This is a genomic window from Niabella aurantiaca DSM 17617, assembly GCF_000374125.1.
Lineage (GTDB): Bacteria > Bacteroidota > Bacteroidia > Chitinophagales > Chitinophagaceae > Niabella > Niabella aurantiaca.
The window spans coordinates 127,126-151,565 of sequence record NZ_KB893644.1 but is presented as its reverse complement, the minus strand read 5'-3'; the positions used below and the strand labels follow the sequence as shown (position 1 = coordinate 151,565).

Here is a 24,440-nt window from a genome sequence, read left to right as displayed (position 1 = left end):
CCCGAAATCAGGACATATATGAATACAAAGATCAGTATTGTAACCAGCAGCATCATCCTCATACTTTTGGCTGCCTGCGGAGGAAAAAAACAGGCCCCTAACCCAAATGCTGCGCGACCTTATCCCGTGATCGCCGTTCCGGTAAAGACCCTTACCGGCTACAGTTCGTACCCGGCAAGCATCCAGGGGCGCAATAACAATGATGTGCGTGCAAAAATATCAGGATACGTAAAACAGGTACTGGTAGACGAAGGGCAGATCGTTCGGAAAGGACAGATACTGTTCCGTTTGGAAACCAATACCCTTTCGCAAACCGCGGACGCCGCCAAAAGCGGCGTGGGTGCAGCCGAGGCGGGCATCAGCGCCGCCGAAGCTAATGTAAATGCGGCCCAGGTAGAAGTAAATAAATTAACGCCGCTGGTGGAAAAGAACATCATCAGCAATGTGCAGCTGGAAACGGCAAAAGCCAATCTGCGCTCCGCCCAGAGTCAGCTGTCGCAGGCAAAAGCCAGCCGCAGCCAGGCGCAGGCCAACTACCGCAGCGCAGCAGCCAACGTGGAATATTCCGTTATCCGCAGCCCGATCGATGGCGTTGTTGGTAAACTTCCCTTGCGCGTGGGTAGCCTCGTAGGCCCTACCGACCCTACTCCGCTCACCACGGTATCGGATGTAAGCGAGATCTATGCTTATTTTTCAATGAATGAAAAAGAATACCTGAACTTCCTGGAACAAACGCCCGGCCTCACGGTGGCCGCAAAACTCAATAACATTCCGCCCGTTTCCCTGGAGCTGGCAAACGGATCCCTTTACGGACAAAAAGGAAAAGTAAAAGCCGTTACCGGACAGATTGACCCCGGTACGGGCACGATCCTGTTCCGCGTCTCATTTCCCAACCAGGGAAGATTACTGGCCAATGGGAACAGCGGAACCATAAAAATCCCAAAGACCTATACCGATGTACTGGCAGTACCCGAAGCGGCCACGTTTGAGCAGCAGGGCATCACTTATGTTTATAAAGTGGGCAGGGACACCGTAAACTCCGTTGTAGTGGGTGTTCTGGACCGCATCGATAATATGGCCCTGCTGGGGGGCGGCATTAACAAAGGCGATACGATTATTGCCGCCGGCGTGGGCGGACTACGGAATGGAGCAGCGGTAATTCCGCGCCCTGCAGACTTTGACAGCATTACTAAAGCCATTAAACCTGTTTTTTAACACATGATTAAAACATTCATCAACCGACCGATCCTGTCCACGGTTATTTCCGTAATACTTGTATTACTCGGAATCCTGGGGGTCATCTCCCTGCCCGTAACACAGTATCCTGATATTGCCCCTCCCACGGTGAACATACGGGCAACCTATACCGGCGCCAACGCCGAAACCGTTCAAAAAAGCGTGATTATTCCCATTGAAGAACAGGTAAATGGTGTGGAAGGGATGGATTACATCACCTCCACGGCCGGAAACGACGGAAGCGCCACCATCAACGTCTTTTTCAAACAAGGCATTGACCCGGACATCGCTGCTGTAAACGTGCAGAACCGCGTAGCACGGGCCACTCCCCTGCTCCCAGCCGAAGTGACCCGCGCCGGGGTGGTGACGCAAAAGCAGCAGACGAGCGCACTGATGTTCGTTACCTTTTATACCACCAATAAAGAGCTCAACGACGTATTTCTTCAGAACTACCTGGACATTAACGTAATTCCGGGCATCAAGCGGATCTACGGGGTAGGTGATGCCACGGTTTTTGGCGGAAAATCTTATTCCATGCGCATCTGGCTGGATCCCCAAAAACTGGCTGCCTACGGAATACAGCCCAATGATGTAACGGCCGCCATCAATAGCCAGAGTATGGAAGCTGCTGCCGGATCTGTAGGCCAGAACAGCGGAAGCGCCTTCGAATATGTGATCAAATACAAAGGCAAATTCAATGAAAAGGAACAATACGACGACATCATCATTAAATCATTAGGACAGGGCGCCTTCCTGCGCCTGAAAGATGTGGCCACTGTACAGCTGGACGCCTTATCATATGCCGGTGTGGGTGAAAGCTCCGGCCATCCCGGTATCAGTATGGGGATCTTCCAGACGCCCGGATCCAATGCCCAGCAGATCATCGTAGACATTAAGAAATACCTGACGCAAACAGAAAAAACATTACCACAGGGCATCCATTATGTTATTAACTACGACACCAATGAATTCCTGGAAGCATCGATCCAAAAAGTGATCCATACACTGATAGAAGCATTCATCCTGGTATTCATCGTCGTCTACATCTTCCTGCAGGATTTCCGTTCCACGCTGATTCCGGCGATCGCGGTTCCGGTATCCATTATAGGAACCTTCTTCTTCCTCAACCTGATGGGCTTCTCGCTCAACCTGCTCACCCTTTTTGCCCTTGTGCTGGCCATCGGGATCGTGGTAGATGACGCCATTGTCGTCGTTGAGGCGGTCCACGCCAAAATGGATCACGGAGAAAAAGACCCCAAAAAGGCCACGATGGACGCCATGCATGAAATTACCGGTGCCATCGTCTCCATCACGCTGGTAATGGCGGCGGTATTTGTTCCGGTAACCTTTATCAGTGGTCCCACGGGTGTGTTCTATAAGCAGTTCGGTATTACCTTGATCGTAGCGATCCTGATCTCCGCAGTAAACGCACTCTCACTCAGCCCGGCGCTCTGCGCCCTCATCCTGCGTCCGCATACCGGAGACCATGAGCACCGGAAACAAAACTTTCTCCAGCGCTTTTTTGCAGGATTTAACGTGGCTTTTAACACACTGACCAACCGTTATGGGAAAGCCTTCATTTTCCTGATCCGGCATAAATGGGTAACCCTGATCATCCTGGCAGCATCCATCGGGCTCATCTTTTTCATCAGCAAAAATACACCCACCGGCTTCGTACCCGCGGAAGACCGGGGGATCATCTTTGCCAATGTGGAACTGCCTCCCAGTGCCACCATGGACCGTACATATCAGGCAATGAAAGAGCTCACGGCAAAGGCATCGAAGATCCCCGGCATACAGGGGGTTACCTTTAGTACGGGCCGGAGCCTGATCTCCGGAGCCGGTAGTAACTATGGCCTGGCTTTTGTTAAACTGGCACCGTTTAAGGACCGGAACTCCACCGATGGACAGAGTGTGGACGACATTACCAAAAAGTTGTTTGGTGTGGGCGCCACGATACCGGATTCAAGAATGATCTTCTTTAGCCCGCCCAGCGTGCCCGGATTCGGGAACAGCGCCGGCTTCCAGCTTTCCCTGCTCAACAAAGGAGGGCAGTCGATCAGCGAGCTCGACGGAACAGCCCAACGCTTCATTGGAGAACTGATGAAACGTCCCGAGATCCAGTTTGCACAAACTTCTTTCAATACCAAATACCCCCAGTATGAAATGGTGATCAATGTGCCCAAGGCCAGCGAAGCGGGGGTATCGGTAAGCAGCCTGTTGTCCACCATGCAGGGATATATCGGCGGAATTTATGCCGCTGATTTTACCAAATACGGCAAACAGTACCGCGTAATGGTACAGGCCCTGCCCGAATCAAGAACGGATGCCAACAGTCTGAATTCCTTTTTCATAAAGACCGGCAGCGGCGAGATGGCGCCGGTTTCCCAGTTTGTGACCCTGGAACGTGTTTACGGTCCGCAATCCGTTACCCGGTTTAACCTGTTCTCTTCTGCGGATCTCACCGGGGCTACCAACCCTGGGTACAGTACGGGAGATGCCATCAAAGCGGTACAAGAAGTAGCACAAACAACACTATCCACCAGCTACGGCATCGACTACTCCGGCTTAACAAGGGAAGAGATCAATGCCGGTTCGCAAACATTGATCATCTTCGCACTGAGCCTTGTATTTGTCTATTTTATTCTCAGCGCCCAGTATGAAAGCTATATCATTCCCCTTTCCGTGATCATCTCACTTCCCATGGGTGTGATGGGTGCCTACCTGGGCCAATGGCTGTTTGGACTGGAAAACAATATCTATTTCCAGATCGCCCTGATCATGCTGGTGGGCCTCCTCGCCAAAAATGCGATCCTGATCGTGGAATTTGGAGTACAACGGCGCCACAAAGGAGAAAGCATCCCGATGGCGGCCATCAATGCGGCCAAGGCCCGCCTGCGGCCGATCCTGATGACCTCCTTTGCCTTCATCGCGGGCATGATGCCCCTGGTATATGCAACCGGCATCGGGGCCATTGGTAACCGCTCCATTGCTACCGGTGCGGCCTCCGGGCTGTTGATCGGTACGATTTTGGGATTGCTGGTGATCCCCGTATTGTTTGTGATCTTCCAGTGGTTACAGGAAAAAATACGTCCTATAAAGATCAATAAAGCCGAAAAACTATCCGAATAACCGTCTAAAAACAGATATGAAATCAAGAATCAATAAAACAATATATACCATCTTACCGGGGTCATTGCTGGCAATGATCCTGTTAACGGGATGTTTTGTGGCAAAACCTTACCAGCGCCCCAAAAACCTGGTGGACAACCGCTCCTACCGTACCGATCAGCTTCCGGAAGATACCACCACGATGGCAGATATCTCCTGGAAGGAGCTGTTCACAGATGAAAAGCTGGTGGGATATATCAATAAGGCACTTGAAGAGAACCTGGACATACGTACCGCCATCCAGCAAATTGCTGCGGCAGAAGCATACATGAAACAGGGCAGGGCCAATTTCTTCCCTACCCTTTCAGCGGGTCCTTCCGCTATGTACCAGACCAACTCCTTGAATACACAACTGGGGCAGCTTTCCGGTGGGAACCGTCTCCACCTTGTACAGTATGGCATTAGTGGCAATATGTCCTGGGAGGCCGACATCTGGGGCAAAATAAAAAGCAATAAAGAAGCTGCCGTTGCGAACTTTTTGAAATCGCAGGCTGCGCACCAGGCGGTAAAATCGGATCTGATCGCCGCCATTGCAGATACCTATTATCAGCTGATGTCCCTGGATGAGCAAAAGAAGATCACCGAAGAAACCATCCGCTACCGCGCGGAGAACCTGGAGACCACAAAGGCGCTCAAAAATTCCGGTACGTTAACGCAGGTAGCCGTAAAACAAAGCGAAGCTTTGTTGCTCAACTCCAGAGGAATTCTGGTAAATCTGGAAAACAGCATCAAGCTGATGGAAAATTACTTTTGTATGCTGCTGAGCATTCCTCCGCAACCCATTGAACGGAACACGCTGGATCAGCAACAGATCAATACGCCCCTGGCAATCGGAGTACCGGTTCAGCTCTTAACCAACCGGCCGGATGTACATGCAGCCGAATTCGGGTACATGAATGCTTACCACCTGACCAATGCGGCTAAGGCAGCATTCTATCCATCATTAACGCTCAGTGCCAGCGGCGGGCTGCAAAGCGTGGACTTTGACCGTTTGTTCAGCGTCAGTTCCCTTTTCGCAACCGCAACTGGTTCCTTATTGCAACCAATATTGAACAAACGCCAGATCCGTACGCAGTACGAAGCATCGCAGGCCAACCAACAGATCGCTTACAACAGCTATAAAAAAACCATTCTGAATGCGGCTAAGGAGGTTTCCGACGCGCTGTTCAGCTACGACGCCCAGCTGAAGCTGATCAACTTCAAAAAGCAGGAATACCAGGAATACGATTCTGCAACCCGGTACTCCCAGGAACTGGTCAATAACGGCATGGGAAATTACCTCGACGTGATCACGGCCATGACCAATAAATTACAGGCGGAGTTGAATTATGTAGATGCCAAGTATGGCAAGCTAAACGCCATCATTCAGTTGTACAAGGCATTGGGCGGCGGCTGGAAATAAACCGGCAAACAACCATATAATAAAACGGGTGGCATCAAGGCTGCCCGTTTTTATTTTAACGATGCTGGCTGGTAGAAAGATAATTATAGTCCTCAAGCAGTTTGTCCAGAAACTGGTAAGGCTCCATATCCGTTTCTATTTTCAGATAGGTCTTTACACGGTCTGCTGCCGTTCTTAGCTGATCATAGCGGTGCGTCTTATGTGCATTGTCCAGCAGGTTCTTAATAATATTCAGATCCCGGTCGGATATATGCATCACTTGCGGAAAAACAGGTATATAATCCTCTCTCACTTCGCGGAAAATGGTGTTCGACAGGTCTTCATGCTTATTGGTCCGGATCAGGATCGTATGTGCCAGCAGGTCGCCGATCCGCTGCGCCCGCTTTGAAGATGCAACCAGTACAATATCGGTAACCAGGAAGCCAAACCCCAGGATAAAAATAAAAAACGTTTGCATATTGCCCCCGCCTCCCAGGCTCAGCAGCAGGATCAATATGATCACGATCCAAAGATCCGAAACCCGTAGTAGCCACCGGATCAGGAACTGGCTGACACTGGCCTTACCTCCATTGTTGTTTACTACACGGAGATGCATGATCTTTTTGCCCACACTCTGGCCATTGGTGGTGATCTCCATAATAATGTGATATAAAAAAACGGGGGCTATTGCCAACAACTGGATGGCCCATAAATTATGACGGCCGTCCTCATCCCAGGGATCCATATTTTCGACCAGCTTACCCAATAGCCAGAAAGCCGTAATAAGATAACAGATCTCCACCGCCATATCGATCAGCAGGGAAGCAATGCGTCTTCCAAAGCTGGGTACTTCAAAAGCCACATCAATATTAAATGATGTAGGGATACTGATTACCGGCATCGGCAACGTGTTTTGCCCGGCAAAATACGTTTAAAATCGCAATATGAAGCATCATCGTTTAACAGGACCGTACATATAACGATTGATTGATGCCTGTTTTTAGATACCCGAGCAACGATCAGCGCATCCCCGTACCGTTAATACACCTACCGGGTTATTTGACCGGCAGAATTGACGTTCTTAAATAAAAATTGTATTTTGGCCAAAAATCAATTTGCTTGAGAGAAGCACTGTTTATTAAAAAAAACAAAGACCGCTGGCTGAAAAACCAACAGGAACCACCAGAATCTCCGGATGAGCTGGCCCAATCATTTACGCAATTAGTGGACGACCTGGCCTATGCCAAAACTTTTTACCCCAGTGGTAAAACGACCCGGTACCTGAATAAACAGGCCTCTGATATGTACCTGAGCATTTATCAGAACCGCAAGGAAGCGTCGAGCCGCCTCGGATATTTCTGGAAATATGAATTGCCGCTGGTCATTTACAAACACCGCAACACCATCTTATTTGCATTTGTACTGTTCACTACCTTTTTTCTCCTTGCTTTCTTCGTGGCAGCCCGGGATCCGGAGATCGCCAATAACTTTTTCGGAGACAACTACGTGCAGAAGACGCTGGACAATATCGCCGACGGTAACCCTTTCGGCATTTACGAAACCGGCAACCCCGTGCTCAGCTGGCTGGGCATTATGATCAACAATATCCGGGTGGCATTCCTGATGTTTGTCTCCGGGATCTTCTGTGGCGTCCCTACAATGTACAAGCTGGCGGAAACTGGCGCCATGATCGGCATCTTTGATCAGTTGTTTGCCGCAAAGGGCCTGGGCATCCAGTTCTGGCTGGTGGTATTTGTGCACGGCACCCTTGAGATCACGGCCATTATCCTGGCAGGAGCATCCGGCTTTGTATTGGGCAAAAGCTTCCTGTTTCCCGGAACAAAAAGACGCATCGAAGCATTCCGGGAAGGGGCCAGGGACGGTGTAAAGATCATGGTCGGTATCATGCCTGCCTTCATTATAGCAGCTTTCTTTGAAGGACTTTTTACAAGATTGTACAACAACCTATCCTGGCTGACAACATTCCTGACCACCGCATCCGTGTTGTTTGTCATCTGGTATTTTATCATCTATCCCATACAGTTGGCCCGCGGGCGCAGAACCATTGCCGGGGAGGGCGCAAGAGGGTATGCCTAAGCATCTGAAAAAAATACTTCAGCTGTTCTGCTGTTGCTGCCTGCTGTTGACGGAGGGCACCGCACTTGCGCAGGAAGCCGGGGAAACAGCGCTCCAGGAGACATCGGGCGTTTATACCGAAGAGCTTGTTACTGATGCAACGTCCACGGAATTCATCCCTGTTGAAGATTTTGAGAACGAACGGACTTCCGCCCGGACCGTTCCTGACAGCTTTATCAACCGCCTTCAGAAAGATGCCGCCTTTGGCTATGTGAAGACCGGTTTAAAGCAACCCAAAACGAAATCATCGCAAACAAGCCCGCGGGGCACACCGGCATTTTTTACGGTGCTTCCTTATATCGCCATCTTTGTGCTATTGCTGGTATGGTACCTTACAGCCAATAATTTTATCCTATTCAGAAAAAAAAGCACCACGCTGGCAGTGGCAGCCATTCAGGAAGACCACCAGGATATTTTCTCTATAGACTACGCAACCTCCATCCGCATGGCGCTGCAACAAAAGGACTACCGGCTCGCCATCCGCCTGCAATACCTCGAGCTGTTAAAAAAACTTTCCGATAGGGAACTGATCCATTTTTTGCCGGACAAAACAAATTTTGAGTACCTCACGCAGATGCGTTCCAGTGGTTACTACGATGATTTTTTTACGGCAACGCGTAACTACGAGTACAGCTGGTATGGGCTGTTTGACATCTCCGAAATCATGTATCAGAAAATAAACAACACCTTCCAGCACCTCAAACAAAAACTGTAACAATCACCGGTCATTTGAAAAAATACCTTCCATACCTCCTGGGGCTTTTGCTGATCATTGTGCTGCTCTTCCTGTTTGCAAAGGGAGCGCAAAAAAACTCGGAGAAAAAGCCCAGCACATTTGTCTCCTTCAAAAAGGAAGACAAAAACCCCTATGGCACTTATGTTGCCTACCATAGCCTGAAACGGTTCTTTCCCCGGGCAGGCATTATTGAAAATACAAAGAACATCCTGAACGACACCCTCTTTAGCCATGGCAGAACCGGACGGCTTTTTGTAAGCATTGGCCCCCGGATGGCGCTTTCGTCTTATGAGCTGGATGAACTGATGAACTTTATTGAAGAAGGCAACAATGTATTCATCAGCTGTTTCCAGCCCGGCGATGAGCTGGAACAACAGATCGATGCCCGTGTCAGCACCGGGGTACTGTATTCCTACCCGTTTGCCGATTACGGGCCCGACACCCTGCACCTGGAACTGGATTCCATCCCGTTGCAGAAAGCCTATGCCACAAGCTACCCTGGCGTGGCGCTGGAAGGGTATTTTGTAAGAACCGACAGGAATACCACCCGGATCCTGGGGCGGGGCCATGACGGCCGGGCTAATTTTATTCAATTAAAAAAAGGAAAAGGGTCCCTTTTCCTCCATCTCTCTCCTATGGCCTTCAGCAACTATTTCCTGCTGTATCAAAACAACATCCAATACTTCAGCCAGGTCTTCTCCATGATCCCCGGCGAAACCCAAACCATCATCTGGGATGAATACTACCGCAAAAGAAAATATGACGATAGCGGCGGCAAGAGCTGGTTCGCTTCCATTATGAAGCAAAAAGCCTTCCGCAGCGGTATTTTGCTGGCCTTGCTGTTGTTGCTGATCTTTGCCTTGCTCGAAATGCGGCGGCGGCAGCGTTTCATCCCGCAAATGGAGCGCCCTAAAAATGATACGTTGGATTTTGTAAAAACAATGGGGCTGCTCTATTATGAAAAAAGAGACAACGGAAACCTGGCCCAGAAAATGAGCGCTTATTTTTTGGAGCATCTGCGGAATAAATATCATATCTTTTCAAAGGAACTGAATGAAGACTTTATACGGGAGGTAAGCCATAAAAGCGGGGTAAACATTCCCCTTGTCACAGCCATCGTTTACCAGATAAAACAGGTTAGCACCGAGAGGGCCATCTCCGATGCGGATCTTATCATTTTACAAACGAATATCGAAAAATTTTATAACAGCATCTAAAAACAAGATACATGGAAGAACCAATTTTTGAGAACCGCGTCAATCTCAATGACCTGAACCAGGCCGTAACAGAGATCACCAACGAGATCAAAAAGATCATCATCGGCCAGGATGAAATGGTCCGGCTCATTATTGCAGCGTTGCTGGCAGATGGTCATGTGCTCATACAGGGCGTGCCCGGTGTAGCCAAAACGCTTACGGCAAAGCTGGTGGCACGTTCGGTAAATGCTGTTTTTTCACGCATCCAGTTCACTCCGGACCTTATGCCATCCGATGTTATTGGCACCCCGGTCTTCAACCCGGCCGATGCACGTTTTGAATTTAAGAAAGGACCGGTGTTCGGCAATATCATCCTGGTGGATGAGATCAACCGCGCCCCCGCCAAAACGCAGGCAGCGCTGCTGGAAGTAATGGAAGAGCGGCAGGTTTCTGTTGACGGGAAAACCCATGTCATGGATACGCCATTCATGGTCATTGCTACGCAAAACCCTATTGAGCAGGAAGGCACATACCGTTTGCCCGAGGCACAGCTGGACCGTTTTCTTTTTAAAATTGAGGTACCCTACCCCACTGAAGAAGAAGAGTTCCTGATCCTCCGCCGGTTCCATCAGCTCGGAAACCAGCATGTACTGGATCATGTCCGGCAGGCATTGACCGGCGCACAGATCAATCAGCTGCGGCAGCAGGTAAAAGCCATCATCATCGAAGAAAAACTTTTGGGGTTTATTGCAAAGCTCACGCACCAAACCCGGAATAACAAAGCTGTGTACCTGGGCGCATCGCCCCGGGCATCGCTTTCGATCATGAACGCTGCCAAAGCAATGGCGGCCATCTGCGGCAGGGATTTTGTAACGCCGGATGACGTGATCACCGTAGCTGCTCCGGTTCTGAGGCACCGGATCATCCTCTCGCCCGAAAAAGAAATGGAGGGCGTTACAGAGAACGAGGTCATTAAACAAATGATCAACGGGCTGGAAATACCGAGGTAACATGCTAAATCTTAAATTCTAAATCTCAAATTCCAATTCCCAGATCTTAACACTGATCCTTGCAATCCTTTTACCTCAATAAGATCGTTTATTACACCGGCGGCGCCATCGCCCTGCTGTTCATTGCCAGTTATTTTCATCCGGCGCTCTATACCATAGCGGCCCTGCTTCTGGCGCTGCTATCCATTGCAGTGCTCGCCGATGCCTTACTCGTCTATGGGAAGAGCAAGGGGATCATCGCCACGCGCACTACCCCGGATCGCCTGAGCATCGGCGATGAAAACAGGATCACCCTGCACCTGTTCAACAATTACTCCTACCCCGTCAACCTTTCCGTTATTGATGAACTGCCGGTCCAGTTCCAGGAGCGGAACTGGGTCCGGAAAGCAGCGCTCGCCGGCAACCAGGGCACAGACCTTTATTATTCTGTAAAACCCCTCACCCGCGGAGAATATGTTTTTCACAACATCCATGTATTCGTTACAGCTCCCTTGCGGCTGGTAACCCGGAAGTTTAGCATTGCTGCGCAAAAAACCACCAAAGTGTATCCCTCCTATGTACAGATGCGCCGTTTTCAGTTACTGGCCATCAGCAACCGGTTACGGGAAGCGGGAGTAAAGCGTTCACCCCGGTTGGGGCACAGTATGGAATTTGAGCACATAAAAGAATATGTACGTGGCGACGACTACCGTACGATCAACTGGAAGGCCACCGGTCGCAAAGGCAGTATCATGGTCAATAACTATACGGATGAAAGAAGCCAACAGGTATTCTGCATCGTCAATAAAGGACGCGTGATGAAAATGCCCTTTGAAGGCATGACCCTGCTGGATTACGCCATTAATACCTCGTTGGTGCTCTCCAATATTTCCCTGGTAAAGCAGGATAAAGCCGGCCTGATCACCTTTGCCGAAAACCAGGACAGTTTTATTCCGGCAGACAAACGTCCCGGCCAGATGAACCTGATCCTGGAAACACTGTATAAGCAGGAAACACGGTTCCTGGAGGCCGATTATGAAAAGCTGTACACCGTAACCCGCAATAAGATCAATGGCCGCAGCCTGCTGGTCTTGTTCACCAATTTTGAATCGATGGAAAGCCTGCAGCGCGAGATGCCTGCATTGAAAAAGATGGCCCACTACCATTTATTGCTGGTCGTGATCTTTGAGAACACCGCTATAAAAGGATTGATCGAATCCCGGGCAACCAATCTGGAAGAAGTGTATGTCAAGACCATTGCCGAAAAATTTGCATTCGAAAAGCGGCAGATGGTCAAAGAGCTGCAGCAGAACGGGATCCTGGGTATCCTTACCACACCTCAGCAACTGACGGTTAACACCATTAACAAATACCTGGAGCTCAAGAACCGCGCGCGGATCTAAGTCACGGCTTTGTTACCGCCGGTCTTACTTATTTAAAAAATATCAAAAACAGCCAGGCGAACGGAATGGCCACCAGCAGGGAATCAAAACGATCCATAAAACCGCCATGCCCCGGCATAATGCTGCCGCTGTCTTTTACGCCCGCCACCCGCTTCAGCTTTGACTCCAGCAGGTCACCGGCCGTACCGGCAACAGCAGCAATCAGGGAAATACCCAACAATACCGGCCATTGGAACCAGTATTGCAGCACAAGCGTAATGGCCGCTATACAAAGCAGCGCCCCACCGATGGTGCCCTCAATTGTTTTTTTGGGAGAAATCTTCGAAAAAGGTGTTATCCCGATCATGGACCCTACAAGATAGGCACAGGTATCATTGATCCATATGGCCACGATCAGCAAAACAGGAATAAAGAACCCGGACAATGCGCTTCGGGTGGCCTCCTTCATAATATCGATCCCGGTTGAATACCGCAGCAATAACAACAGGGCCCAGCTTAGTGAAATATACACAAGGCCCAGTGCCCCCGCTCCCAGCGCCTTTAAATGGATCCGTTGCTGAAATATGCCAATGACCAGCAATACGAGCCCTGCCAGCAGGAACGGCAACGAAAAACTGGATGCAAGCGTGTAACCCGACCATTGCAGGGATCCGCAACAAAGCAACAGCAAATGATAACCGGTCAGACAGAAACCGAGTTTCGTATAGGGGTGGAAGGAGGCCCCGAAAATCTTTTCGATCAGCTTCAGATACTCCCGCCAGCAGCCAAAATGGATCAGGCTGATCAAGATCAAAAAGCTCCATTCATTATACAGCAATCCGGCCATCATTACCGCCACGAAGATCAGCGCGGTAAAAGCCCTTGTCCAGAATGTTTTCCAGTTAAACGCCATCAGCCGGTTTTGTTTGTTGTATCCGCTTGTTCATTAATACAAAAAGCACTGCTACCACCGGAACAGCAATAAGACCGATATAACTGCCACTCTTGTCATTCATTGCTTCTGTAATCGTTTTTCCGGCCTGCACCTGGGTGTACATGACCACCACGGCCAGGGCATTATTGATAAAATGCGCCCCGATGCTCAGCCAGAGATTCCCCGACAACTGGTAGATCAGCCCCAGGATCACGCCAAGGGCAAACCGGGAAAGAAAACCGTATCCCGACATATGCACCAGGCTGAAGATCAGGCTTACTACCCCTACTGACAACCATAATTTCCCGTTGCTCCGGTACATAAAATTCTGCAGCCCACCCCGGAAAAACGCTTCCTCACAAACTGCCGGCACCAGCGCCAGCACCATAATGGAAAGCAGCAGGTCCGGTATGCTTTTAAAACTGACCAGGCCTGCAGCCTGTGCCGCATATACTTTTTCCCATTTATCAAAGATCGCCTTCAGTGTCTGTGGCAGCGGCAACTGGTAGCTGAGATAGCCCAGCCCGGCGCTTACCCCCAAACCGCAAAGAATGATCGCAATACTAAGCACTACCTGTCTGCCTGGCGGTTTTTGACTAAAACCGACCAGTCGAAACGGTTTCTGGCTTAAAAACGAGGCTGTTACGATCGTAGGCACCAAAAAACCAAATAACGCCTGCACAGTTTGCAGCAGCTGCATTTCCTTTAGATAAGCGGGGTTTCCAACAGCATTGGCCAGTTCTGCCAGGTCTTGTCCCGTCATCAGTTTCCAGGCCACCCCCCCGATGGCGGCCACCAGGAACATCCCTCCCACTCCAAAAGCGATCAGCATAAAAAAACCGGCTGTATAGGATATATCTTTCTTATAAGGATCGGTCATCATAACATCAAAAAAATAAATCGTACCTTTGCGGGCTCAAAAATAGTTGATTTCCGCAAGCTGAACGCATTCAGCTCTTAGCTATTCGCTGACAGCTGAATGCTGATAACTCAAAAAATGGTAAACATAGGAAATATATCACTGCCGGATTTTCCGCTTTTGCTTGCTCCCATGGAGGATGTAAGCGATCCGCCCTTCCGTGCCGTATGCAAGGACAACGGGGCCGACCTCATGTACACAGAGTTCATCAGTAGCGAGGGATTGATCCGTGATGCGATCAAAAGCCGCAGGAAACTGGATATTTTTGATTATGAACGCCCCGTCGGTATCCAGATCTTTGGCGGCGATGAAGACAGCCTTGCCCTTGCAGCAAAGATCGTGGAAGTGACCCAACCCGACCTGCTGGACATTAACTTTGGATGCCCGGTAAAAAAAGTAGCGCTGAAAGGGGCAGGGGCAGGTGTGCTGAAAGATATTGACCTGATGGTGCGCCTCACCGACGCGGTGGTAAAATCCACTTCCCTGCCGGTAACCGTAAAAACCAGGTTAGGCTGGGATGACAGCATGCTGAACATAGAAGAGGTAGCCGAACGCCTGCAGGACGTAGGGATCAAAGCGCTGGCCATCCACGGCCGTACCCGCTGCCAGATGTACAAGGGCGAGGCCGACTGGACGCTGATCGGTAAAGTAAAGAACAACCCCCGCATCCATATTCCCATTTTTGGTAACGGCGATATCGACAGCCCGCAAAAAGCGCTGGAATATAAGAACCGCTATGGCGTGGACGGGATCATGATCGGCCGGGCCGCCATCGGCTACCCCTGGATCTTCCGGGAAATAAAGCATTTTGTTCAGACCGGTGCTTTGCTGCCCCCCCCTACAGTGGAAGAGCGGGTAAACGTAGTGCGCAAACACCTGCAAAAAAGCGTGGAATGGAAGGGCCCCATTGTTGGCATCAATGAAATGCGCCGCCACTACGCCAACTACCTGAAAGGATTACCCAATATAAAAGAATACCGGAGTAAACTGGTGCGGCTTGTTGAAGAGTCCGCCGTTCGTGAAGTACTGGACGAGATCATTGAAAAATATTCCGGCCTTGAAATGGAAGCCACCCCCATCGAGCTGGTCAATTATCATGAAAAATGCCCGGTAAATTAAAGCGTTCATGGTAAATGGGACATGGTTCATAGCCATCCATGAACCATAAACAATGGGCCATTAACTATGAACAAAAATGCAACAACAGCTCTACAAACAACTACTTGCTCAATATACTGCTAAAGCCGCCCGCCTATCCGGGCAGTCCAACTCCCTGAGCCTGGCACGCCTGGCATTATTTGTATTCTTTATTTACCTCGCTTACCGTTCCACTCAAACGGGAAGCGCCCTGACCATTGTAACCGCCGTTGTTTTTTTTATTGCCTTCCTGGTAGTAGTAAAATGGTATGACCGCCTGCAGCAAAAAACAGCCTACTACAAGGCATTGGCCAAATACAATGCAGAAGAGATCGCCTTCCTGGAAACAAACCGGTCGCCCTACCCCAACGGCAAAGCATATGAGGACCCCCATCATCCTTATTCTTATGACCTGGACCTGTTCGGCGAAGGCGGCCTCTATGCGCACCTGAACCGCTGCAGCACTTCCTTTGGAAGGGAGGAGCTGGCACGCCTGCTGCTGGATCCGGATACGGCAACCATTCTTCAACGGCAGGAAGCAATAAAGGAGCTGGTCGCGATGAACGATTTCCGTCAGCAACTATACGCCAGTGGCAGCCTGCAGGAAAACAGGGAGAAGGAACTGAAGCAGCTGATGGACTGGGTAGGTTCTGCCAAAACCGCCATCAGCAAGCCACTGTATGTCTTACTGATGCTGTTTCCACTGGTCACTATCTGCAGTTTATTATATTACCTGTTTGTATCCGACAGCAATGAAGTGTTCCGGATCATTTATATCAGTTTTGTAGTGAATCTGTTCATCGCCTTTTCATTCGGAAAAAAAATTGCGGCCCAGCTAACGGTTTCTACCTCTGTAAATAAAATACTGGCGGCTTACAAGGATCAGCTGCGGCGGATCGAAGAGCAGCAATTCCACACACCGCTGCTGCAGACTTACCAGCAGCAATTAAAGCAGGATGCGCCGGCTGCATCCCGGCAACTGCATCAGCTTGCCTCCCTTTTTGAATACCTTGAATCGATCGTGAACCTGGTGGTCAGCATTCTGCTGAACGGGCTCCTGCTGTTCCACGTTCACATCCTGTACCGGTTGGGCATATGGAAAAAAAAGCATGGTGATCATATTGCCAGCTGGCTCGAGGTCATCGGCCGGTTTGAAGCGCTGAGCAGCCTGGGAAATTTTTCATTCAACAACCCGGAGAACTGTTTTCCGGAGATCAGCGCCACACCCGATCTCCAGGCAACAGCACTGGGACACCCGCTGATCCGCGCTGAAAAAAGGGTCTGCAATAACGTATCGTTTCATCAGCAAAAATTCATCATCCTTACCGGTTCCAATATGAGTGGCAAAAGCACCTTTTTACGCACTGTAGGAATGAACCTGGTGCTGGCCCGGAGCGGGGCCGCCGTAACTGCCTCCCATTTTTTGTTCTACCCTTTTGACGTATACGTGAGTATGCGTATCACCGATTCGCTGCAGGAAAGCGAATCCTTCTTCTATGCCGAATTAAAACGGCTGCAAACCATTGTACAGCATCTCGAAAAGGGGAACAACACATTTGTGATCCTGGACGAGATCCTGCGCGGCACCAATAGCAACGATAAGCGGAACGGTACCATCGGCCTGATCCGGAAAATGGCGGGTTTTGACACCTTCGGCATCATTGCCACGCACGATGTAGTAGTGGCCGACCTGATACGGGATTACCCCGGTTATATTTCCAATAAAGCCTTTGAATCGGAGATCGTCAATGATGAGCTGCTCTTCGATTACAAATTGAAAGACGGGGTCTGCACCAAGCTCAGTGCGTCTTACCTCATGAAAAAACTGGGGGTGATCGATCAGTAATAGAAGGTTCGCTCCCCTCCCAACATTTTCTTTACAAGCCCCTTTGTTCATCGCAGACCCTGTGATGCGCATTGCCACCCGATCTCCGGCGGATGACATTCCACCGTTATATGATTACGGGACGGGCTCAAAATATATCGTGGCCCCGGATCAGACTGCCGTTCCCACTCCCGAACCGTTATTGATAGCTGCCTTCAAAAGCGCAGCCGGTCTTACACCGGCGTTGAAACAACTCGATTTACAAAATAAATTTATCGATTTACAATAAATTTATTTTGTAATATGATAAATACAATTTAGTATTGCAAAAACTTTTGCTGATGAAAAAATTAAAAGCGGATACTATAGTCAATATTCTGATGATGGCCATCATCAGTTTCATGGCCCTGTATATGTTCATTCCCCTTGGGTTGACCAGAAGTCATACTGTTGACAAAATTGTAATGTCAGATACGGTATCCCGAATTCCTAATATGACCCCCGTTCAGGCGGAAAAAACAAGCTGTGACATTTGCCGGAAGCAACAAGACAGTCTTGACAGAGCGCATGCATTAAGAAACGGCAAGTTCCGGAGAGATATGGGTGGTCCTTTTGGTCAGGCAGTCCGTGGATTTCTTTACACCGACGCAGAGATCAGCAGCTCCAGGGGATATGAAAATAATGGCAAAAATCCGGATTATTTTTTTGCGTTGCCATATTGGGACCTGGCCGGCACGGATGACAAGCATGGTATTGTAAAGTATTATGTCAAAAATAAACAAGCCTATATCAATGCTTTTGATTACACGCAGCATAAACCGGGAACCCGAAAAAGCAAAGAGGTATTCTTCAAATATGACCCGACATACAAACAGATACTGATCCTCGTTAGCGGGTCACAGTAATTATCAACAACTAAAATTTCAAAAAGATGAAAATACAGACAACCGTTAAGATTCTAAGAATCATTGTCCGCATTGGCTTTTATCTGCTGCTGCTGCTCATTGTTTTGTTCTTTGTACTATCTGCCATGGAGTTATCCGGCTTTAAGATTGATAAAGATATCAATCCTGTAAATGCCATGTCTGTGCGTTCTTTCAGCGATAAAACTACAAACACAACCATCATCAATGAAAAGCATACCGGCTTTTATCGACAGATCAACAGTTATCTTTTTAAGCCCTATCCCAATACGCCGGCCGGTTACTATCTCATTTTCATCCGGGGCATGTACCTGTTTATAAGCCTGGCCATACTAGGATTGTTGCTGCGCATCCTGAAAACGATCGGTAAGGCCAGCCCTTTTCATACAAAGATCATCCGGTATCTCCGGCTCCTGGCATTGGTATTTATTGCCAATGAACTGGTGGGCATCCTCGATTACTTTGTAACGCGCGCTATCCTGGATCAGGCATTTCCTACGATGCATTTCCGGCTTGAAATAAATTTCGGCAATGACCTCATTACCGGTCTGATCATTTTCGTGATCACCTTTGTATATGCACGGGGAGTGCAGTTACAGAATGAACAGCAATTGACCATTTAATAGCGATTTATTATAAAACTTCTTAAAAATGAAAAAGAATATCGTATTGTGGATCCTGATCATTATTTCATGGATCATATTTGTAGGGCTGTGTATTGAAGCCGGCGGTTTCATCGTCAATTCCTTCTTTGTACTGTTCAAGCCGGGGGTTGTACCGTATCTTTGGCAGCAGGTCGATCTGCGGGAACTTTTTGTAACGAATAACCACAGGGACTTTTTTGTCATCAGCCTGATCATGGGCATTGTATCTGTATTGAAAGCATGGTTATTTTATGGGATCATAAAAGTGCTGCACAATAAAAAGCTGACCCTGTCCAGGCCTTTTGATAATGTTGTGCGGCGTTTTATCCTGAGCAGCGCATGCATCGCCCTGCTGATCGGCCTCTTTTCCAGCTCCGGCGGCGAATACAGTCAATGGCTGACGCAAAAAGGCATCAAAATGCCCGATATACAGGCCTTACACCTGGGCGGTGCCGATGTATGGCTTTTTATGAGCGTAATCCTTTTTGTAATTGCGCAGATCGTAAAAAAAGGAATTGACATCCAAACCGAAAACGAATTAACCGTATAAGAATGCCCATAATTATCAATTTAGATGTCATGATGGCACGACGCAAAATGTCGCTCAATGAATTGAGTGAAAAAGTAGGCATCACCCTCTCCAACCTTTCCATCTTAAAAAACGGAAAAGCCAGGGCCATTCGCATTGAAACGCTGGAAGCCATCTGCAACGCGCTGGACTGCCAGCCTGGCGATATCCTGGAGTATCAAAGAGAGCAGGATTAAAAAAAATGATCCTTTCTTTAAAAATATTTGTAACTTTTTCCGGCTACAGACGACTAACACATGAGCTTAAATAAAATTGACCTTCAATGATAAAAAGATACCTGGGATTTGTGCTGCTTTCCCTTTTCCTTTACATCCAAACCTATGGCCAAAAGACCACCGTTACCGGTATTGTCATCGACAGCAGTGCCGATACCCGGCTGGCCAACGCTTCCGTGGTACTGCTTCAGGCCAGGGACTCCTTTATTGTGGCCGATACCCGGGCTGACAAAGAAGGCCGGTTCCGTTTTCAAAACATCAGCGATACGGCTTCCTATATCCTGTTTTTCAGCTATCCGAAATACGCCGATTATGCCCACCGGGTTTCCATGCAGGAGGCAAAGGACCACCTGTTCAACATGAACAGGGTATCGATGATCCTTAAAGAAAAGCTTTTAGAAGAAGTGCTTGTTAAATCCCAGGTAGGCGCTATAAAAATAAAAGGAGATACGACCGAATATACGGCAGACAGCTTCCGGGTGCAGCCCAATGCTACTGTAGAAGAATTACTCAGACAACTTCCGGGGCTCCAGGTAGACCAATACGGCAACATTACCGCTCAGGGGCAAAAAGTAAAAAAGGTGCTGGTGGACGGTGAAGAGTTTTTTGGTGATGACCCCACGTTGGTTACCCGGAACCTGAGGGCCGATATGATCGATAAAGTACAGGTATATGATAAAAAATCCGATGCCGCGGCATTTACCGGTATCGAGGACGGGATAAAAGATAAAACGATCAACCTGAAAATCAAGGAAGATAAAAACCATGGTGTTTTTGGCAAGGCGGAAGCCGGTGCGGGTACGGACCAGCACTATAACGCGCAGGGAATGCTGAACGCCTTTAAAGGCAAAAGGAAAATGGCGGTCTATGGTACCACCAGCAATATCGGCCGGACAGGACTGGGTTCAGCAGACAAGCAAAAGATCGGCAGTGATGAGGAGGGTAACGGTACTTATTCCGGAAAAGGCCTGCCCAAAGTAACCTCCGGAGGAGCACACTACGATAAAAAATGGCAGGAGGACAAAAATAGTATCAACGGCAATTATACCTTTAATATCACCAATGTAGCGGGAAACGAGAACACCGTCTCCCAGAACAACCTGCCTACCGGTTTGATCCTGAGCAATGCGGACAATCACTTTGAAAACAGCAGCAGTAATCATAAGGCTAATGCAAAATACATTCATAAATTTGACACGACCTCCACAGTGACCATCTATTCAGATGGCACTCTTTACAACAGTGAAAATAACCGCCAAAGCACTTCAAAAAGCAGCAAAGGAGACGGCAGTCTATTAAATGATAACCGCTCCTCCTCATCCGGCAAATACGATTATAACAGTTATAACCTTAATTTATCCTGGGAGAAAAAGCTAAAAAAATACGGCAGAACGATTTCCTTTTATTTAGACAACAATATTTTTGATGATGCCTCCACCGGCGAGAACAGTTCCGAAAGCAGGTTTTACAGCGATGCGCAAACACCGGACAGCAGCGCCCTGCTGCACCTCAAACGGGAAATGAATGATAAAAGCCGCAGTTCGAATTTCCGGAGCATTTACACGGAGCCGCTTTCAAAGAAATGGTCATTAATCCTTAACTATACTTTATACAACAATGAGGTAACGGATGATAAGCGGTCTTATAACCTTGCTAAAAACCCGGAAGCCAGAACAGCGGATACAGCATTCAGCTCCGTAATCAACACCAGCATCTGGACAAACGAAGGTGGTGCGGCGCTCAATTATCATTTCAAAAAAATAACGCTTAATATCGGGAACAAGTTAAAAAAAGTAAACTTCAATATTAACGATCTGTTTACGCAGCGGGAATTAACAAAAAACTATTTAAACTGGAACCCCAATGCCAGCCTTCAGTACAATATAACCCAGTTTAAAAGCCTGCGCATCAGCTATACCGGTAACAGCGACAATCCGGAACGTACCCAGCTTATGCCCTACAATTATAATAACAGCCAGCTGGTTACCTGGCTCTCCAATCCGGATCTTAAAAACAGTTTCAGCAACAAATTCTCCGGCAACTACTATGCTTCAAAAGGATTGGCAATGGTATACTGGGGCGCCAATGGCAGCTTTAACATCACCTCCGACCCCATTACCATTTCTTCCGCTGTGGACAAAACAACCGGCGCCTATACCTACCGCTATGATAATATGGCCGGTTATAACAACCTCAATTATAACGGCTATATGTACTATGGCCGGATGATAAAAAAATGGGAGGTGCGGGCCGGGCTATATGGAGGGATCAACGGCGGGAAATCATTCAGCCAGATCGATCAAACAATCAACGAGCTCAATTACAACACTTATACGCTGAGCCTCGGGGCAGGAAAAGAAAAGCCCGAGAAACATTCGTTCTATCTCAATGCGACCGGTGGTTATACCCGCAATACCTCTTCCCTGCAGCCGGAGCAAACCAACAACTATTTCTTCTACACCCTTAACCCTGCTGCGGACATCTACTTCCTTAAAAAGTTTCAGCTGCATACCGATCTCAATTATTTCTGGCAGCAAAAAACCAGGGCCTTCAGTGATAACTTCAACAGGGCTATCTGGAATGCCTGGATCGGCCGCCACTTCCTAAAAAATGATCAACTGACCATCAAAATATCCTGTAACGATATCCTGAATGAGAACAACGGTTATACGCGTACCGCCAGCAACACTCTTTTTTCAGAAAACCGTTACACGACCATCCGGCGCTTTTTTATGCTGGGTGCCACCTGGAGCTTTACAAAATTTAATAACCTTAAGCAATAACCCTTCATGAAACGGATCTATTTAGTTTTAGTATGGACGATAATGGTGTCAGGAGCGGTACAGGCACAGTACGCTGCATTCGTTAATAGCGGCAAGATCACTTTTGAACGAAAGGTAAATACCTTTGCGGCCATGCAGATCTTTCTGAAAGAGACCAAACAGGTACCGGAAGACCAGTTGGCCACCGCCATACAGCGGTACCGCAGCACGGCCCCACAGTTCTGGACAGACAGCTTCGAGTTGTATTTCGATAAGACCCATAGTTTGTATCAGCCAGGGAACCCTGATATAGAATTTTCAAAAACATTTGCCATCCCCGTTGCTTACAAAAACAAGGTATTTAGCAACTTTGAAACAAAAGAGGTACAAACCGTAAAGCAGGCATTTGAAAAATCCTTCTTCATTAAAGACTCTATTAAAAATATCCGGTGGAAGCTCACCGATGAAACCCGCGAGATCGCCGGTTATCAGTGCCACCGGGCCAACGCGCTGTTCTTTGATTCGATCTACGTAGTGGCTTTTTACACCGATGAGATCCTGACCAAAGGCGGACCCGAGTCCTTTAACGGTTTACCCGGTATGATCCTGGGTATTGCCATTCCACACCAGCATATTACCATCTTTGCCAAAACGGTTACGGGAATGGATACGGCGCCTGCCCAATGGAAACTACCGGAGCAGGGAAAAAGTACCCTGGTGAATAACAAAGAATTCAATGCTACCACAGCCAAGTTGCTGAAACAGTTTGGGCTTACTTCTGCCTGGGTGCAGTTCTTTATGGATCTATAGCATTTATACGAGCCACACAGGTCGGTATCGCCAAATGCTCCCGCTGACGATAATGACCCCTGATATCCTAACCATGAAATCTTAAAATCAAATTTTAAAATTTTATGGTTACACAATTATCACAAATCTTATACATTCATTCCCTCTTTTATTTCAGCGCTTTCAGGAAAACTCATACCCGATATCTCTCCGGTAGTACATATCATCAAAATGTACCTGCTCCAGGATCGCTTTTGACCGGCTCACTGCTTCTGAAACCGTATTGCCGTAGGCTGTTGCACAAAGTACCCGCCCGCCGCTGGTAACGATGTGGCCATCGCTCACTTTGGTACCGGCCTGAAAAAGGATCGCATCGTCCAGCGGCTGGTCGAGCCCCATTATCTTAAATCCCTTCTCATAATCGCCCGGGTATCCGCCGCTCACTGCCATCACTGTTACGGCAGTGCGCGGATCTTCCTCCACGCGGATTTCAGAAAGCCGGTGCTCGGCAGCGGCCCTGCAAATAGCTGCAATATCATTTTTCAGCCGGGGCATTACCACTTCGGTTTCGGGATCGCCCATACGGCAATTGTATTCGATCACATATGGATCGTCGTCCACTTTGATCAATCCAATAAAAACAAACCCCGTATAGTGGATCTTTTCTTTATAAAATCCGTCAACCGTAGGCCTGATGATCCGGTCGGTCACTTTTTGCATAAAAGCCGCATCTGCAAATGGCACAGGGCTTACCGCTCCCATTCCGCCGGTATTGAGACCGGAATCCTTCTCTCCGATGCGTTTATAATCCTTTGCCTGGGGCAACACTACATATTCTTTTCCATCTGTTACCAGGAACACGCTCATTTCGATCCCCGACAAAAACTCCTCAACCACCACCTTCCGGCTGGCTTCACCAAATTTAGCCTCCTGGATCATGGCCTCAAACTCGGCCACCGCCTGTTCGTTCGTCTGACAGATCACCACCCCCTTTCCGGCAGCCAGTCCATCGGCTTTTAATACAACCGGCAGCGGATGGCTTTCCAGGTACCGGATCCCTTCCGTAAAATTAGCCTCGGTAAACTCACGGTAGCCGGCTGTTGGAATGCTTTGGCGCTCCATAAATGCTTTGGCAAATGCCTTGCTGCCTTCCAGCTGGGCGCCAAACCGGGAAGGTCCGATAAACAGGATCTCTTTCAAAGCGGGCTCCGCCTGAAAAAAGTCCCAGATCCCTTTAACCAGCGGCTCTTCAGGCCCCACCACCACCATTTCGATCTGCTTTTCCCGGCAAAAACCACCAATCGCTTCAAAATCATTGACCCCAATGGGCACATTGGTTCCCAGGCCTGCCGTTCCCGGATTTCCCGGTGCTATAAACAGTTCATGATGTCCGCGCTGCTGCATGTTCCAGGCCAAAGCATGCTCCCGTCCGCCGCTTCCTAAGACCAGTATTTTCATTTTTTTGCTTTTGATCAA

Annotated in this window: 20 protein-coding genes; 16 read left to right on the top strand and 4 right to left on the bottom strand. The window is 48.5% G+C overall.

Going from position 1 to position 24,440, the window contains the following annotated elements; genetic code table 11:
* Nucleotides 1–18 precede the first annotated feature (18 nt).
* The 3 genes from B160_RS0119900 to B160_RS0119890 are packed head-to-tail and all read left to right on the top strand — an operon-like array spanning nt 19 to nt 5,809.
* Entirely contained in the window at nt 19–1,215 is a 1,197-nt protein-coding gene (locus B160_RS0119900; RefSeq protein ID WP_018629691.1) for an efflux RND transporter periplasmic adaptor subunit, read from the top strand.
* 3 nt (nt 1,216–1,218) lie between these two features.
* Entirely contained in the window at nt 1,219–4,368 is a 3,150-nt protein-coding gene (locus tag B160_RS0119895) for an efflux RND transporter permease subunit (protein ID WP_018629690.1), read from the top strand.
* Between the two features lie 16 nt (nt 4,369–4,384).
* Complete coding sequence (locus B160_RS0119890) at nt 4,385–5,809, top strand: efflux transporter outer membrane subunit (RefSeq protein WP_018629689.1); 1,425 nt, start codon at nt 4,385–4,387, stop codon at nt 5,807–5,809.
* A gap of 55 nt (nt 5,810–5,864) precedes the next feature.
* Here the strand turns inward: B160_RS0119890 and B160_RS0119885 are convergent, their stop codons facing one another.
* Nucleotides 5,865–6,689, bottom strand: a complete 825-nt coding sequence (locus B160_RS0119885; RefSeq protein WP_018629688.1) for an RDD family protein — start codon at nt 6,687–6,689, stop codon at nt 5,865–5,867.
* 218 nt (nt 6,690–6,907) lie between these two features.
* Between B160_RS0119885 and B160_RS0119880 the strand changes: the two genes are divergently transcribed.
* From B160_RS0119880 to B160_RS0119860, 5 genes are read left to right on the top strand one after another with little or no spacing between them, the layout of a single operon-like run.
* Complete coding sequence (locus B160_RS0119880; protein ID WP_018629687.1) at nt 6,908–7,885, top strand: stage II sporulation protein M; 978 nt, start codon at nt 6,908–6,910, stop codon at nt 7,883–7,885.
* Nucleotides 7,878–8,639, top strand: coding sequence for a hypothetical protein (locus B160_RS30805; RefSeq protein ID WP_018629686.1), 762 nt, complete (start codon nt 7,878–7,880; stop codon nt 8,637–8,639). Before B160_RS0119880 ends, B160_RS30805 begins: the two co-directional genes overlap by 8 nt.
* A 14-nt stretch (nt 8,640–8,653) precedes the next feature.
* A complete protein-coding gene (locus B160_RS0119870; protein ID WP_018629685.1) occupies nt 8,654–9,877 on the top strand; it encodes a DUF4350 domain-containing protein in 1,224 nt (407 codons plus the stop codon).
* A gap of 11 nt (nt 9,878–9,888) precedes the next feature.
* Nucleotides 9,889–10,866 carry an AAA family ATPase gene (locus B160_RS0119865; protein ID WP_018629684.1) on the top strand — a complete coding sequence of 326 codons (978 nt, stop codon included), beginning with the start codon at nt 9,889–9,891 and terminating at the stop codon, nt 10,864–10,866.
* A 59-nt stretch (nt 10,867–10,925) separates the two neighbouring features.
* The gene (locus tag B160_RS0119860) at nt 10,926–12,248 is read left to right on the top strand and encodes a DUF58 domain-containing protein (RefSeq protein ID WP_018629683.1); all 1,323 of its coding nucleotides are present in this window, start codon (nt 10,926–10,928) and stop codon (nt 12,246–12,248) included.
* Nucleotides 12,249–12,276: 28 nt separating this feature from the next.
* Here the strand turns inward: B160_RS0119860 and B160_RS0119855 are convergent, their stop codons facing one another.
* Nucleotides 12,277–13,140: a phosphatidate cytidylyltransferase gene (locus tag B160_RS0119855; protein WP_018629682.1), complete on the bottom strand. Its 864-nt coding sequence runs from the start codon at nt 13,138–13,140 to the stop codon at nt 12,277–12,279.
* Nucleotides 13,130–14,044: a CPBP family intramembrane glutamic endopeptidase gene (locus B160_RS0119850; RefSeq protein WP_157558146.1), complete on the bottom strand. Its 915-nt coding sequence runs from the start codon at nt 14,042–14,044 to the stop codon at nt 13,130–13,132. Before B160_RS0119850 ends, B160_RS0119855 begins: the two co-directional genes overlap by 11 nt.
* Before the next feature lie 114 nt (nt 14,045–14,158).
* On the opposite strand from B160_RS0119850, the gene dusB reads away from it, so the two are divergent.
* The 8 genes from dusB (at nt 14,159) to B160_RS0119805 (ending at nt 22,985) form a co-directional block, all read left to right on the top strand.
* Entirely contained in the window at nt 14,159–15,199 is a 1,041-nt protein-coding gene (gene dusB / locus B160_RS0119845) for a tRNA dihydrouridine synthase DusB (RefSeq protein WP_018629680.1), read from the top strand.
* A gap of 76 nt (nt 15,200–15,275) precedes the next feature.
* On the top strand, nt 15,276–17,063 hold the full coding sequence (locus B160_RS0119840; RefSeq protein ID WP_018629679.1) for a MutS-related protein: 1,788 nt from the start codon (nt 15,276–15,278) through the stop codon (nt 17,061–17,063).
* Nucleotides 17,064–17,383: 320 nt separating this feature from the next.
* Complete coding sequence (locus B160_RS0119830) at nt 17,384–17,947, top strand: hypothetical protein (RefSeq protein ID WP_026309889.1); 564 nt, start codon at nt 17,384–17,386, stop codon at nt 17,945–17,947.
* Nucleotides 17,948–17,973: 26 nt separating this feature from the next.
* Nucleotides 17,974–18,588, top strand: coding sequence for a DUF2975 domain-containing protein (locus B160_RS0119825; RefSeq protein WP_018629676.1), 615 nt, complete (start codon nt 17,974–17,976; stop codon nt 18,586–18,588).
* Between the two features lie 28 nt (nt 18,589–18,616).
* Nucleotides 18,617–19,159: a hypothetical protein gene (locus B160_RS0119820; RefSeq protein ID WP_018629675.1), complete on the top strand. Its 543-nt coding sequence runs from the start codon at nt 18,617–18,619 to the stop codon at nt 19,157–19,159.
* Between the two features lie 2 nt (nt 19,160–19,161).
* Nucleotides 19,162–19,374, top strand: coding sequence for a helix-turn-helix domain-containing protein (locus B160_RS0119815; RefSeq protein ID WP_026309888.1), 213 nt, complete (start codon nt 19,162–19,164; stop codon nt 19,372–19,374).
* Nucleotides 19,375–19,460: 86 nt separating this feature from the next.
* Nucleotides 19,461–22,196: a TonB-dependent receptor gene (locus B160_RS0119810; RefSeq protein ID WP_018629673.1), complete on the top strand. Its 2,736-nt coding sequence runs from the start codon at nt 19,461–19,463 to the stop codon at nt 22,194–22,196.
* A gap of 6 nt (nt 22,197–22,202) precedes the next feature.
* Nucleotides 22,203–22,985 carry a GLPGLI family protein gene (locus tag B160_RS0119805; protein WP_026309887.1) on the top strand — a complete coding sequence of 261 codons (783 nt, stop codon included), beginning with the start codon at nt 22,203–22,205 and terminating at the stop codon, nt 22,983–22,985.
* Nucleotides 22,986–23,147: 162 nt separating this feature from the next.
* Here the strand turns inward: B160_RS0119805 and purD are convergent, their stop codons facing one another.
* Nucleotides 23,148–24,422: a phosphoribosylamine--glycine ligase gene (purD, locus tag B160_RS0119800; RefSeq protein WP_026309886.1), complete on the bottom strand. Its 1,275-nt coding sequence runs from the start codon at nt 24,420–24,422 to the stop codon at nt 23,148–23,150.
* Nucleotides 24,423–24,440: the final 18 nt, after the last annotated feature.

Coding starts and splice junctions, on each gene's coding strand:
- B160_RS0119805 (WP_026309887.1), top strand. CDS start 22,203: ATGAAACGGATCTATTTAGTTTTAGTATGGACGATAATGGTGTCAGGA.
- dusB (WP_018629680.1), top strand. CDS start 14,159: ATGGTAAACATAGGAAATATATCACTGCCGGATTTTCCGCTTTTGCTT.
- B160_RS0119815 (WP_026309888.1), top strand. CDS start 19,162: ATGCCCATAATTATCAATTTAGATGTCATGATGGCACGACGCAAAATG.
- B160_RS0119885 (WP_018629688.1), bottom strand. CDS start 6,689: ATGCCGGTAATCAGTATCCCTACATCATTTAATATTGATGTGGCTTTT.
- B160_RS0119810 (WP_018629673.1), top strand. CDS start 19,461: ATGATAAAAAGATACCTGGGATTTGTGCTGCTTTCCCTTTTCCTTTAC.
- B160_RS0119890 (WP_018629689.1), top strand. CDS start 4,385: ATGAAATCAAGAATCAATAAAACAATATATACCATCTTACCGGGGTCA.
- B160_RS30805 (WP_018629686.1), top strand. CDS start 7,878: ATGCCTAAGCATCTGAAAAAAATACTTCAGCTGTTCTGCTGTTGCTGC.
- B160_RS0119830 (WP_026309889.1), top strand. CDS start 17,384: ATGAAAAAATTAAAAGCGGATACTATAGTCAATATTCTGATGATGGCC.
- B160_RS0119855 (WP_018629682.1), bottom strand. CDS start 13,140: ATGGCGTTTAACTGGAAAACATTCTGGACAAGGGCTTTTACCGCGCTG.
- B160_RS0119820 (WP_018629675.1), top strand. CDS start 18,617: ATGAAAAAGAATATCGTATTGTGGATCCTGATCATTATTTCATGGATC.
- B160_RS0119840 (WP_018629679.1), top strand. CDS start 15,276: ATGCAACAACAGCTCTACAAACAACTACTTGCTCAATATACTGCTAAA.
- B160_RS0119825 (WP_018629676.1), top strand. CDS start 17,974: ATGAAAATACAGACAACCGTTAAGATTCTAAGAATCATTGTCCGCATT.
- B160_RS0119895 (WP_018629690.1), top strand. CDS start 1,219: ATGATTAAAACATTCATCAACCGACCGATCCTGTCCACGGTTATTTCC.
- B160_RS0119865 (WP_018629684.1), top strand. CDS start 9,889: ATGGAAGAACCAATTTTTGAGAACCGCGTCAATCTCAATGACCTGAAC.
- B160_RS0119900 (WP_018629691.1), top strand. CDS start 19: ATGAATACAAAGATCAGTATTGTAACCAGCAGCATCATCCTCATACTT.
- B160_RS0119850 (WP_157558146.1), bottom strand. CDS start 14,044: ATGATGACCGATCCTTATAAGAAAGATATATCCTATACAGCCGGTTTT.
- purD (WP_026309886.1), bottom strand. CDS start 24,422: ATGAAAATACTGGTCTTAGGAAGCGGCGGACGGGAGCATGCTTTGGCC.